The sequence below is a fragment of the Massiliimicrobium timonense genome (assembly GCF_042850985.1).
Taxonomy (GTDB): Bacteria; Bacillota_I; Bacilli_A; order Erysipelotrichales; family Coprobacillaceae; genus Allocoprobacillus.
Map to the genome: position 1 here is coordinate 1,558,153 of NZ_AP031415.1, position 13,987 is coordinate 1,572,139.

The window sequence follows — 13,987 nt, forward strand, 5'->3', positions numbered from 1 at the left end:
ATTTTTCCTCCTACATTTCAACCCAGCGCAATTCCATTGGTTTTAAATTGAGTGTTTGAACTTTTTGCCCATGCATATATAAATCTGTTGATAATGATTCTGTTGTATTATTTATAACAGCAATTTTACCGACTTCTTCAAATGCAGCAACTTCTGTATTCACATTGCTGACATAAAACTTTTTCATTTCACTTTCTTTACCGGCTGCCCAATAAATTGTTCTTAGAAGCAAACGGCAATTCTGTGGTGAATAAGGTAATCCAGCCAGATAAACACTTCGTCCTTTTCCATAAGTATTCGCCACAAGTTGTGCATAACCATGATGTTGACTTAAAATCTGGTAATTGTCACCATGTGCATAGATTCCATTCATACCTTCACCAAAATCTATTTCATCTTCAATATCTTCTAATAAGAAATGCTCAGGATTCACTTCATTATATTTATCATGACTTAAAGTAAACCCTATTTCTTTGTCAACCCCAAGAACATCACTTAATTGGAAAAATTGTCCTTGATATTGATAAGCTGTTGGATCTCCAACACCAATAAAGCCACCACCTTGATCAACCCATTGTCTGACTTTTGTCACAACATCTTCATCAATCCAATTTTCAGCTCCTGACCACGAAGTATACTGTGCTCCTGCATTTATGATGACTTTATATTGATCTAAAACACCATTTTTAACATCTTCAAAATTAATAAAATCGACATCTATAGGCATACCACTCAAACATTCAATAATACCTACATATGAATAAATTTCACGATACCAGATAGCATGATGAACTTGATTATTCATCCATCGACGACTTTGACCCCAGCAATTTAAAATAGCAACTTTAAACGGTGAAACATAGGCTTTTGTTCCTTGAATTGTATCATGAATACTTCTAAATTCATCAATGACATGACGAATCGTATCAATAAAACCAGGCCACTGTAAAGCCAGTTTCAAATAGCCACCATATCCAATACGATCAAGTGGACTTCTTAAAATAGCTCTACGTGCTTTTAACCAGTTTGTATGGGCTTCACCAATTGGATCTCCTCCTTTACAAAAGACATCAGGAAAGAAATAAGGAAGTAAGCGTCCTTCAGTATATTTCACGCCTTTAATATCTGAAATCATACGCATTGTCACACCATCACCTACTGACCCGACAACAGCATCTAAACCAATCGTTTCAAAATAAGGTCCATAAGGTTCTGTACCAATCCAGTGATCCCCTAAAAACATCATAGCTTCCTTTCCATAACTATGAACAATATTTACAAGTTCCTTAGCTAAATGACAAACTTCCTGTTGTTGAAATTCAATAAAATCTTTGAATTCTTTTGAAGGAACTCTAAACAAAGAATTATGATAACCTTGATCAACAATAAATTCTGGTCTAAATTTATATCCTGCCCATTTTTCAAATTTTCTTAAAATATAAGGAGAAACACTGGCACTATAACCAAACCATTCCACATATTTTTCTCTTTTTTGATCATCAAAAGTTAATGTAAACTGATGGAAAAATGTTGTAAAACGAATAACATCGACATGTGGATTTGCTTCACAGAATTTCTTTAATTTTTCCTTCACATAAGCTTGAGTTTGAGGTTGACGAACATCATATGTGAGTTGATGAGGAGCATCTTTCCAATCGTTTGTAATAAAATTATACATGTGAACAGGGTCCCAGATTAAAAACGCCAAAAAGCTCACTGTATAAACATGATAAGGAATCGTTTGAATCGTTACTGTCCCCTTTTCTTCATCATATTCCCATTGATCTACTGGAACAATTTCACCCGTTGTACGATCAATAACTTCCCACCACTGTTTTGGATCATCAATAAAATTAGGCTTTAATTGTTCAGTATGAAAACCTTTCATCAATGTGATAGTCAATGTTGAATTTCTAGCTGTATAACGATCTGTCATTAAATATTCCTGTTGAATTTCTTCTGGATGAGCCAATGCCCAATCATTATCTTTTCGTGTTGTATAATAAGTTGCATATACTTTCGCATCCAAATCCAATAATTCTTGAGGCATTTGTGTTCCATCACAATCTCTAATTGCATCTGCTCCCAAACTTTCTTTTAACGCTATTGTTTCATCAATAACATCTAAATCTGTCGGAAGCGTTAATCTTCCATAATTTTTCATACTTTATTTTCTCCAGTTTCTAATATATTTTGTTCATTATCTACATCAAAGAAATGAGCTTTATTCATTAAATAAGTAAATGATCCCTGATCACCAGAACGTAAAGGCGTACTTCCTGGTACCTTGACAACAAATGGTTGTCCATCTTTTGTCATGTGTACAAAACTTTCTGCTCCCATTAATTCTACAACATCCACTTGACTTTGGAAGGAAGATTCTGGATGGGACATAAAGTAATGCGGATGAGTTGAAATATCTTCAGGACGAATACCCATCGTGATTGTTTTTCCAAGATAATTTTTATCCTTAAGAATTTGAGCTTTATCATCTGGAATTGGTAAAGTCATATCTGAAAGCTGTAAAACAACCTTACCATCTTCTTCAACCAATTGTCCATTTCTAAAGTTCATTTGTGGACTTCCAATAAAACCAGCCACAAATTTATTAATAGGATGCTCATAAAGATAAGTTGGTGGAGCCACCTGTTGAATACGTCCATCTTTCATCACGACAATTCTTGTTCCCATTGTCATAGCTTCCGTTTGATCATGGGTAACATAAATGAAAGTTGTTCCTAACTGTTGATAAATTTTTAAAATTTCGACACGCATCTGCACTCTTAGTTTAGCATCCAAATTACTCAAAGGTTCATCCATTAAAAAGACCTTTGGCTCACGGACAATCGCTCTCCCTAAAGCAACACGTTGTCTTTGTCCTCCAGACAATGCTTTGGGTTTACGTTCCAGATAATCTTCAATATCAATAGCTTTAGCAACAGCACGCACACGACGATCAATTTCATCTTTAGGTACTTTAGCAATTTTCAAACCAAAAGCAATATTATCATAGACACTCATATGGGGATATAGTGCATATGATTGAAAAACCATAGCAATATCACGATTTTTAGGAGCAACATCATTCATCAGCTGCCCATCAATATACAATTCTCCTGCAGAGATATCTTCCAATCCTGCAATCATTCTTAAAGTTGTAGACTTCCCACAACCTGAAGGTCCTACAAATACAATAAATTCTTTATCAGCAATATCCAAATTAAAATCAAAAACAGCTTGTACCTGATTATCATATATTTTATCTATATGTTTTAAAGATAACGTTGCCATACAATTCCTCCTACTTATATTTTCTATTATAGAGATATAACAGAATCAATAACCCTGCCAATCCCACCAGTTCCATTGCTAAACCGGCATAACCAATTTGACTTTGACCAAAACAGACCAAACCAAATGAAGCGATAAACACAATAATCGCAATGATATTTTTTGTGACTTGATTCATACCTTCACACTCCTAATCTTTCAAACCACCAAGTGTCATACCTTGTGTCAGCTTCTTTTGAACAAGTATATATAAAATGAGTGTAGGTAACATAACAATAACTAACCCCGCATATAATTGTCCATAATTAGCAGCTGCCATCTGTCCTTTAGATAATGTTACCAATCCAACAGGTAAAGTTTTTGAAGCTCCAGGCATCAATGTTAAAGCGATGATATACTCATTCCAGAAAGCAAGGAAATTAAATAATATCACTGTAATAATACTTGGTTTTGCCATTGGAGCCATGACTTTAAGCAATGTTTTAAAATAGCCACAGCCATCAATATAAGCCGCTTCTTCATAAGCCTTAGGCAATGTTTTAAAATAACCACTCAAAAGATAAATCGTAAATGGTAAAGCTGTTGAAGCATAGACAATAGCTAAAACAACAATATTATCCAAGAAGAAACTTTGTCCAAACAAACTATAAAACACATCATCCCAATCTAACAACATCAAGAAAATAGGAACGACAATATAATTCACATTAATAAATAACCCTGCCATAAACATTGTATTAATCAATTTCTTTCCCTTAAAATCAAATCTTGCCAAAACATAAGAAGCAGGTAAAGCAATTACAACAAGCAAAATCAAAGCTAATGCTGTTACTATTACTGAATTTAATAAATATTCAGCCATTTTAGCTTTTTCAAAAGCATCAATAAAGTTTTGAAAATAAAAACTCATTGGTAACGTCCATGGACTTCCCTGAAATTCTGCATTTGTTTTTAAAGATGATACAAAAACCCAGGCAACAGGAATGATAATAGAAATAGCTAAGGAAATCAAAGCAACATAAACAAAAATCTTATATAATTTTTCAACACTTATTTTTTTCATATAAACCTCCCTAGAACTCTAAATCATCACGCTCTGTAATCTTATTAATCACTGCACTTAATAAAAATGAGAATAAAAATGTGATAGCCCCAATTGCCATTCCATATCCATAACTGGCATTATTATAAGCCTGATCGTATAGGTAGAATAAAAGTACACGACTTGCGCCATCAGGTCCACCAGTTGTCATGACTTGAACAAGCAAAAAGCTTAAATTAATTGTACTAATGACAAAAAACGTTAATGTTGTACGAATATTTGTCCAAATTAATGGCAATGTAATGGAAAAGAATTGTTTGATTTTTCCACATCCATCTAATTCAGCTGCTTCATAATAATGAGCAGGAATAGATGACATACTTGCCATATACATAACCATATAATAGCCAATAGCCTGCCATATCAATGCAAAAGCAATAGAATACATGACAATGGACTGATTCCCTAAAAATTGAACACCTATCCATCCATCCTCATGAAACAAGCTTAAAAAACTATTTAATAAACCATTTGTTGATGGATCATAGATAGCACTAAAAATAGCTCCAATAACGACTATTGATAATATATTAGGAATATAGAAAATAACCCTAAAGAAATTTTGTCCCTTAATTTTTTCACGCACTAATATCGCTGCAAATAAAATAGCTAATGCCAATGTAAAGACAGTCACAATCACAATCACAAAAATCGTATTTTGAAAAGCACGAATAAAATTCATATCTTCAAATAAAATCAAGAAATTTTGAATTCCTACAAATTCCTTAAAATCAGAAAATCCTCCCCACCTTAAAGTCGACATCAAAAAGACATTAATAGTAGGATAAATCATAAAAACACTAAATAAAATAAGTGCTGGAGCAAGACATAAAATCACAAAACGTCTTTTCTCTTTTGTCTTATTCATCCAATCCCTCCTATAAAAAGAGGCGGTGTTCCCACCGCCTACCTCATGTTTCTTTGTTATTTATTTATCTGCTTTAGCATTAGCTTCAGCAATTTTACTAACAGCATCAACTGATTCATTATACCATTGATCTACTGTTTTATCACCATTCATAACAGAATTTACTGATCCAAATAAGATACCTGTTTCACCTGTTAAAGTCACACCTTCGACAGCTTCAGCAGCCATGAAAGTAGCACTGTTTGTTTTCACACCTTTTTCAGATAATGTATACATAAAACGATCAGCTTCAGCTACTTTATCTTCAGAACCTTTAATAGGAATTAAATATCCTGCATTATAAACATCTTTTCCTGTTTTTTCTGTTTCTTCAGTATTTAAAGCACCATATTTATAGAATAAATCAGCTGCTTCATCACTATAACAATAAGCTAAGAACTGTAAAGCCAATTCTTTGTTTTCAGCTTTTTCAGGAACATACATTTGTTCAACAAAGTTTGTAGAATAAGAATCTCCACCAGCTTTAGCAGCAGGAATACCCATCATTCCCCATTCAAAACCTTCAGGTGTTGTTGCAGCCATTTCACCTGGTAACCAAGTTCCATTAGGAATAAATAATGCATCTCCATCAATAACAGCTTGTTGATTCTTTGTAAAGTTATCACCATTAGCATTAGCTACTGTTGTAGGTAATGTATAATCTTTTAATTTACCAACAATTTCAAATGCTTCTTTGACTTCTGGAAGTTTCCATGCTTCTGTATCATAAGCAATTAATTTTGCATAAACTTCTGGTCCAGCAGTGGCATTTAATAATGAAGTAAAGAAAGCATCAAAGTATCCAGCAGTTGGATAAGTAAATAAATAAATTCCTTCTTTTTTCGCTTTTTCTCCTAATTCAAACATTCCATCCCAGTCTGTTGGTACTTCCCAACCTTTTTCTTTAAACAATCCAGCATTGTAGAATAAACCACAAGGGGCATTATTTAAAGGTGCTAAACGTAAAGTTCCATCTCCATAAGGATCAGCAGTTGCTCCTTCAAAGAAAGATGTTAAAACTTTATCTTTCACTTTTACATCTTCACCTGGAATTGTTTCATCCAATAAAGCTGAAATATCAGCAATTTGTTTTTCTTTAATAAGTGTATCAGTTAATCCACCAACAGCACCTACTGTCAAATAAATAACATCAGGAACATCTTTTCCAGAAGTCATTTTTGGTCTTAGAACATCACTGATTTTCTTATCAAAAGTATATTCTACCTTTGCTCCCGTTTTTTCCTCAAATTTTTTAATGACTTCTTCCCAACCTTTTGTTCCATAACCACCATCTAATCCAGCGATTTTTAAAGTTTTGCTTCCACTTTCAGATGTGCTATTATCATTGCCACTGCAACCCGTCATTAATGTTGCACACATTAATAATGAAAGCCCTAAAGATAACATTTTTTTCATTTTCATATGCTATTTCCTCCTCCATGATATCTTCTAATAACAATATATCTAAATGTAAGCGTTTTATCTATAGTGAACTTGTTAATTTTTTTAGATATCTTGTTATTTTATAAAAAAGATGTATAATAAAAATAGAAATGACGGGAGGTTATCCATGAGTAGTCAGCGTATTAATATTATAGATGATCAATTTTTCGATCATAAATCACAATTAATGTATGTTTCTTATTCCAAATATGGAAAAGACTGGAAATCCTTAAAACATCTTCATCCATTTACAGAAATCTTTTTTGTTCTTAATGGCAAAGGAAAATTGACAATTGAAAATGAATCTTTTCCAATCAAAAAGAATGATTTAATTGTTGTTTTCCCCAATGTCTATCACCATGAAAATTCACAGGATGATGAACCATTAGAATATGTTGTCTTAGGCGTTAATGATTTACTTTTTCAAATAGATCATCCTCTTGATTATCTTTATCAAAATTTTGACAAAGATAATCAGGACATTGTTTATTATTTTTCTCAGCTTCTTTTTGAAAGTAAAAATAAAGATATTGGTTATGATACCGTATGTCAAAAATTACTGGAATTAGTCATTTTGAAAATTATTCGCAAAATCAATATTCAACTTCAATCCAAACAAAAAACATCTTCAATTCGTCGAGAAATTCAAATGATTTGTCACTATATTGATCAAAATTTTGCCAATGATATAACCTTAGAATCACTGGCACACTCTATGAAAATGAACAAATATTATATGGCTCATGAATTTAAGAAATATATGAATGTTTCGCCTATTCAATATTTAATTGATAGACGTATTGAAGAATGTCAATCTTTACTTAAAACCTCAAGCCTTTCTATAGCTGAAATATCAGAAGCTGTTGGTTTTTCTTCGCAGTCCTATTTTTCACAGATATTCAAAAAAACTATAGGTATGACGCCTTTACAATATCGTCAAAATAGCACTCATGAGGATAGTCATTTACATATTGAAGAAAAATTCATCATTGAAAAAGTGAAATAAAAAAATGGATTAATCAATCCATTTTTTTATATAAGTCACGACATTTCTAATTGTCTGATGAAAGTCATGCATATTGACTTCAAACCAGACAACAGGAAATTGATTTCTAAACCATGTATATTGCCTTTTGGCATATTGACGAGAATGTTTTTTAATATTTTCATAAACTTCATCACGGCTAATCAACCCATCAAAATAATCAAACCATTCTTTATATCCAATCGCTTTCATACTTTGATGAGATCGTGTTAACCCTTTTTGATATAAAGTGACAACTTCCTGTTCCAGTCCATCATCTTGCATCATATCTACACGTTGATTGATACGTTTATATAATAACTCACGATCCATTGTCAATCCAATAAAGCAGGCATCATATAGACAAATATGTTCTTGTGCAGCAACAATCTCACTTTTTCTTTTCCCCGTCTGTTCATAAATTTCAATAGCCCTTAAAACACGTTGACGATTATGGGGATGCAATTCTTGAGCACTCTTTTCATCAATAGATTTTAAATACTGATAGAGTTCATCATGGGATAAATGTTGATATTTTTGACGAAAAGCTTCGTGATTATCTTCCGTTTCATTGAAAGTATAATCATATAAAGCTGCTTTGATATATAACCCAGTTCCTCCAACAATAATAGGCAGCTTTCCACGTTTTTCAATATCATCAATCGTTTGTCTGACCTGTGTTTGAAAATCTTTCACACTATAAGTTTCATAAGGCTCTAATAAATCAATACAATGATGGACAATCCCTTGCATTTCTGTCTGCGTCACTTTTGCTGTTCCAATATCCATATCTTTATAAATCTGCATCGAATCGCCACTAATGACTTCACCATTGAATTGTTTAGCTAATGCGACTCCCATTCTGGTTTTCCCAACCCCTGTCGGTCCTACAACCACAATGACTTTAGTCATTGATTTTCCCTATGCCAAGCAGACTATATAAAATCGAAATAACAACCGACATCAAAATCGTTAAACCAAAAGAAGGAATATAAAAATCAGGAGCTAAGATCATTTGAGCTATTTCTAATACAAAACCATTAATAACGAGTTGAAATAAACCTAATGATAATATCGTTATTGGAAAAGCAATAAAACTTAAAACAGGTTTCACAAAAGTATTTAATAATGCTAAAACGATAGCTATTAAACAGGCAACACCAAAGTCCTTTACATAGACATCATCAAAAATATATGTTGTCAGCATAATTACTGCACCACCTAAAATAAACTCTAAAATCAGACGAAAAAAACTTTTACGCATTATACCACCCTCTTAAATAATTTTTCCAATTCATAACAACTATAAAAAATAATAGTTGGTCTACCATGTGGACAGACATAAGGATTATCGCAACGCATCAAACGATCAAAGATAGTCTGCATATCATCCTGTGATAAATAAGTATTGGCCTTTAAAGATGCCTTACAGCTAAGTGTTGCGATTGCATGTTCCTGCAAAGCAACAACATCTAAATGATTCTTATGCAAGACTTCTTGAATCATCGTATCAACAAATACATTCTCATCAATCTTTTTCATCCATAATGGTAAACTTCTAACAATATAACCATGCTCACCAAAAACTTCTAAATGAATACCAACCTTCTCTAAAAGATTTTTTCTTTCTTCCAAAATCAAAAACTCACTCATAGGATATTCAAATTGTAAGGGAACAAGTAAAGGCTGCATCGTTAAATCTAGATGTGCAAACTTGTCTTTATAGTATTCATAATTAATACGTTCCTGTGCTGCATGTTGATCAACCAGATACATTCCCTTTTCATTTTCTCCAATCAGATACGTTCCATGTATTTGTACTTTTGCATAGATTTTCTCTTTCATTGGTTTGATTGTTTCTACATTGTTTTGCGAATAAATTTGATCTTCTTTTTTATCTTCTGGTTGATCTTGATACGTATAAGTCAAGACAGGTTCATGGACAGATTGTCTTTTTTCGATAATCTTCTTTTCTTCAACAACAGATATGACTGGTTCTTCCATTTCTAATGTCATTTGATCAAGCTGTGGTTTAAATATTTCTCTTTCCGTTGTTTTATTTTTAGGCTGATACGTTAAATTGGCTTGTTGTAAGGTTTCACTGACTCCTTGATATATCAAATCTCTTAGTTCATATTCTTTAGAAAAACGGACTTCCAACTTAGAAGGATGCACATTGACATCAACGAGATAAGGATCGACTTCAATATTAATCACTGCGATTGGGAAACGATTATCTGCTAAATAAGCACGATAAGCACTATTAATTGCATCAATACTCATTACATTTTTGACATAACGATGATTCACAAGTGTAATAATATTTGCTTTAGAAGCACGTGATGTATCAATTTTACTGATATATCCATCAATTATCCATTCATCCGTTGCTAAATGAATAGGCAACATATTTTTAGCAGTCGCAATTCCATACATATTGGCAATAACTTCTAATAATTGACCTTTTCCATTCGTTTGAAAAATCATTTTATCATTATGATAAAGATGAAAGGCAATTTGAGGAAAAGCCAAAGCCATACATTCTACATATTGATGTATTGCAGCAAACTCACTATTAACAGATTTTAAATATTTTAAACGGGCGGGAACGTTTTGAAACAGTTTTGTAACTGTAATTTGTGTTCCTCGAGGTAAATCACAGATACTTTCATTTTGATATTTTCCAAATTCATAGATAATGGATGTCCCTTGAGAGCCTGTAGATGTTCTTAAATCAAAATGACTCACTGAAGCAATAGAAGGAATCGCTTCACCACGAAAGCCTAAGGTCATAATTTGAAATAAATCCTGATCATCTTTAATCTTGCTGGTCGCATGTCTTGAAAAACACAAACGGGCATCGGCTTCTTCCATTCCTTCTCCATTATCACAAACTTTAATTTTTTGCATACCACCATCTTCAATAAATATATCTATTTTTGTGGCAGAAGCATCAATACTGTTTTCAACAAGTTCCTTAACAACACTGGCAGGTCTCTCGACAACTTCACCAGCTGCAATCTTATTAGAAAGAATATCATCTAATTGTCTGATTTTTCCCAATAAATTCACCACCTTTATAATAATTTCTTTAATTCAATTAATGTACTCAAAGCTTCAATTGGAGAAAGTGTCATTGGATCAATACGTGATAAAGCTTTTTCCACGACACTCTCTTTAACTATTGTTTGAGGTTCTTGTTTTTCACTAATCACTTTTTCAATATTATTGTTTTCTAATGATTCTAAAATCACTTGTGAACGCTGAATGACTTCATCTGGAAGTTTGGCTAATTGAGCTACATTAATTCCATAGGAACGATGACTTCTCCCGGGTTTAATCTTATATAAGAAAACAATATGATCATCTTCAATAGAGGCACTGGCATGTACATTTTGAATATGGAAAGAATCATCCATCATTGTTAATTCATGATAATGGGTAGAAAACAACGTAATACATTGAATCGAAGAAGCAATATATTCAATAATAGATTGTGCAATAGCCATCCCATCAAACGTTGCCGTTCCACGTCCAATCTCATCAAATATAATCAATGAATCTTTTGTGGCATAACGTAAAGCATTATTTGCTTCCAGCATTTCAACCATGAATGTTGATTGTCCAGATATCAAATCATCACTGGCACCAATTCTTGTAAAAATTTGATCAAAAATAGGCATATGAGCTTCATCTGCTGGAACAAAAGAACCAATTTGAGCCATAATCACACTCAAAGCTATTTGACGCATATAAGTTGATTTCCCACCCATATTAGGACCAGTAATCAACAAAATAGACTGCTCTTGTGACATATCAATATCATTAGGAACATAATTTTGACGTGAAATCACTTGTTCAATGACGGAATGACGCCCATTAACAATATGTAAACGATGTTCCAGATTGAAAACAGGTCTGACATAACTATTTTGACTAGCCTTTGAAGCCAGTGACTGATAGACATCAATTTGTGCAATCACTCCTGCAACATCCTGAATCAGATGAACATCTTTTTTCATATATTCACGCAACTGAACAAAGATTTCATATTCTAAAGCAACAATTTTATCATTAGCACTTAAAATCTTCGCTTCCATTTCTTTTAATTCTGGTGTTACAAAACGTTCAGCATTAGAAATACTTTGTTTTCTTGTATACTCAAATTCATCTTTAATCATTGGTAAATAACTTTTTGTGACTTCAATATAATATCCAAAAACACGATTATAACCAATTTTTAACCCTTTAATCCCTGTTCTTTCTCTTTCTTTTGCTTCAAATTCACTCAGCCATTGTTTTCCGTTTTCACGAATATATCTTAATTCATCCAATTCCTGATTGTATCCACTTTTAATCAACCCACCTTCTTTAACAGTCAATGGGGGATTATCCACAATTGCATCATCAATCGCTTTTGTTAAATGGGATAAATCAACAAGCTGATGAGCCAATTCATCAGTATAAGATGTATTTAATGATAATAACTGATGTTTTAATTCTGGAACAACATTCAATGAAGAAGCAATCCATTTCAAATCTCTGGCATTGACATTACCAAAAGCAATACGTCCAGCCAGTTTTTCTAAATCATAAATATCATTAATAATATCTTTAATGGTTTCTCTTTCAATAAAATTATCAATAAAGACTTCAATAATATCCATACGTTTTTCAATCTTTTCTTGATTGACCAGAGGTCTTTCAATCCACTGTCTTAATAATCGACCACCCATAGCTGATTTAGTATCATCTAATAACCATTGTAAAGTTCCATAACTTTCATTATTTAAGTTTTTAATCAATTCCAAAGATTTCTTTGTATAAGAATCCATATAGATATAATCTTCAGTTTTCACTTCTTGAATCTTTTGAAGGTGTTCTAACTCTCTTTTTTGCGTATCTAACATATAATTTAAAAGCAACGAACACATTTTGATTTGTTTTAAATCACTTAAAGATTCAAAAATTTTTTTATATTGATCATTAAAATGGTCATCTTCAAAATGAGATATAAACAAACCATCCATTGACCAATCCTCAGAAACAACAATTTCCTTTAAACCTAATGAATCAATATAATTTTTAAGAATATGTTCTTTTTTATCTATATTCACAACATAAAATTCACCTGTCGAAATATCACAATAAGCTAATGTATAATTAAAATCAAAGATTCCTAAAGCCCCAATATAATGATTACGCTTTTCATTGAGTGATGTATCCATGATTGTTCCCGGTGTAATAATTTGTACAACTCCACGTTTGACAATTCCTTTTTTCCCCGGTTCAGATAATTGTTCTACAATCGCCACTTTATGCCCTAAATCAATTAATTTTTGAATATAACCACTTACCGAATGAAATGGCACACCACACATAGGCACACGTTCTTTCACCCCAGCATTTTTACCTGTCAAAGCTAAATCTAAGGCTTTAGAAACAACAATGGCATCATCAAAAAACATTTCATAAAAATCACCTAAACGAAACATTACAATCGCATCTTGGTTCTGTTCTTTAATTTCTAAATATTGCATCATCATCGGTGAATACTTTTGCTTCATGATAGCCCTCCTTTATAACTTTAACATTATAGCATATTTTGTAAAATAATGAAAAGATTTCACCATTAAAAAAAGATGCAAAAAGCATCTTCCATCAGCTTTTAATGAAATGTGGGTTAATTTCAATATCCTCCAGATCATCCCATATTTCTTCTTCATCTTTGACTTCCACTTTAATACATGTTTCTCCACTAATTTCAATTTGCATTTCTTTTTCAATCTCCATAGTTACATCTTTTCCATTATGTGATGCTGATAAACATTTTGGTTTATTCAAGCATCTTCCTTTCACCTGATCACTGCTTTCAAATTCACGATCTTCTTTTTTTGTCACTTGCATATCATCAATATAAGTCACTTGATGTTTTTCAACTATCGAATCCATTTCATCATGATAACTATACCAGATATGAACATCAAAAGTTCCTATCATTTTTGGAATTTTATTTTTAATAGCTGCCTCATAATGATGGTTGGTAATCCAGCAACCCAATATATCATCAGGAAAGTGATTCAATGTAAAATTATACGTAATCCTTGATAGCTTTTTCCCTTTAGCGACAATCGCCTTCGTATAGATTTCTCTAATATTATGACTCATAAATCCACCTCTCTATACTATATGATAAATTTCCTAAATTACCACTCTTTTT

General features: G+C 32.4%; 12 protein-coding genes. 1 reads left to right on the plus strand and 11 read right to left on the minus strand.

Features of this window, described 5'->3' with window-relative positions:
• Window positions 1-10: 10 nt before the first annotated feature.
• Genes gnpA through ACGHJ8_RS08165 form a run of 6 tightly spaced genes read right to left on the minus strand, consistent with a single transcriptional unit; the run spans window position 11 to window position 6,722 of the window.
• Window positions 11-2,164, minus strand: a complete 2,154-nt coding sequence (gnpA, locus tag ACGHJ8_RS08140; RefSeq protein WP_211964074.1) for a 1,3-beta-galactosyl-N-acetylhexosamine phosphorylase — start codon at window positions 2,162-2,164, stop codon at window positions 11-13.
• On the minus strand, window positions 2,161-3,291 hold the full coding sequence (locus ACGHJ8_RS08145; RefSeq protein ID WP_211964072.1) for an ABC transporter ATP-binding protein: 1,131 nt from the start codon (window positions 3,289-3,291) through the stop codon (window positions 2,161-2,163). The genes gnpA and ACGHJ8_RS08145 overlap by 4 nt, the downstream gene beginning before the upstream one ends.
• 10 nt (window positions 3,292-3,301) lie before the next feature.
• Window positions 3,302-3,469 carry a DUF6903 family protein gene (locus ACGHJ8_RS08150; RefSeq protein ID WP_164483538.1) on the minus strand — a complete coding sequence of 56 codons (168 nt, stop codon included), beginning with the start codon at window positions 3,467-3,469 and terminating at the stop codon, window positions 3,302-3,304.
• Window positions 3,470-3,481: 12 nt separating this feature from the next.
• Window positions 3,482-4,354 carry a carbohydrate ABC transporter permease gene (locus ACGHJ8_RS08155; protein ID WP_087357947.1) on the minus strand — a complete coding sequence of 291 codons (873 nt, stop codon included), beginning with the start codon at window positions 4,352-4,354 and terminating at the stop codon, window positions 3,482-3,484.
• A 10-nt stretch (window positions 4,355-4,364) separates the two neighbouring features.
• Window positions 4,365-5,261: a carbohydrate ABC transporter permease gene (locus ACGHJ8_RS08160; protein WP_087357946.1), complete on the minus strand. Its 897-nt coding sequence runs from the start codon at window positions 5,259-5,261 to the stop codon at window positions 4,365-4,367.
• A 60-nt stretch (window positions 5,262-5,321) separates the two neighbouring features.
• Entirely contained in the window at window positions 5,322-6,722 is a 1,401-nt protein-coding gene (locus ACGHJ8_RS08165) for a carbohydrate ABC transporter substrate-binding protein (RefSeq protein ID WP_211964070.1), read from the minus strand.
• A gap of 148 nt (window positions 6,723-6,870) precedes the next feature.
• Between ACGHJ8_RS08165 and ACGHJ8_RS08170 the strand changes: the two genes are divergently transcribed.
• The gene (locus ACGHJ8_RS08170) at window positions 6,871-7,749 is read left to right on the plus strand and encodes an AraC family transcriptional regulator (RefSeq protein WP_211964062.1); all 879 of its coding nucleotides are present in this window, start codon (window positions 6,871-6,873) and stop codon (window positions 7,747-7,749) included.
• 9 nt (window positions 7,750-7,758) lie between these two features.
• Here ACGHJ8_RS08170 and miaA read toward each other — a convergent pair whose 3' ends face one another.
• The 5 genes from miaA to cotE all read right to left on the minus strand — a co-directional run bounded on the left by miaA (window position 7,759) and on the right by cotE (window position 13,935).
• On the minus strand, window positions 7,759-8,679 hold the full coding sequence (gene miaA / locus ACGHJ8_RS08175; RefSeq protein WP_211964060.1) for a tRNA (adenosine(37)-N6)-dimethylallyltransferase MiaA: 921 nt from the start codon (window positions 8,677-8,679) through the stop codon (window positions 7,759-7,761).
• Window positions 8,672-9,031 carry a phage holin family protein gene (locus ACGHJ8_RS08180; RefSeq protein WP_211964058.1) on the minus strand — a complete coding sequence of 120 codons (360 nt, stop codon included), beginning with the start codon at window positions 9,029-9,031 and terminating at the stop codon, window positions 8,672-8,674. Before ACGHJ8_RS08180 ends, miaA begins: the two co-directional genes overlap by 8 nt.
• Window positions 9,031-10,830, minus strand: coding sequence for a DNA mismatch repair endonuclease MutL (mutL, locus tag ACGHJ8_RS08185; protein WP_390539763.1), 1,800 nt, complete (start codon window positions 10,828-10,830; stop codon window positions 9,031-9,033). The genes ACGHJ8_RS08180 and mutL overlap by 1 nt, the downstream gene beginning before the upstream one ends.
• A 14-nt stretch (window positions 10,831-10,844) precedes the next feature.
• A complete protein-coding gene (gene mutS, locus ACGHJ8_RS08190) occupies window positions 10,845-13,334 on the minus strand; it encodes a DNA mismatch repair protein MutS (RefSeq protein WP_087357940.1) in 2,490 nt (829 codons plus the stop codon).
• Between the two features lie 94 nt (window positions 13,335-13,428).
• The gene (cotE, locus tag ACGHJ8_RS08195; protein ID WP_390539765.1) at window positions 13,429-13,935 is read right to left on the minus strand and encodes an outer spore coat protein CotE; all 507 of its coding nucleotides are present in this window, start codon (window positions 13,933-13,935) and stop codon (window positions 13,429-13,431) included.
• Between the last annotated feature and the right edge of the window lie 52 nt (window positions 13,936-13,987).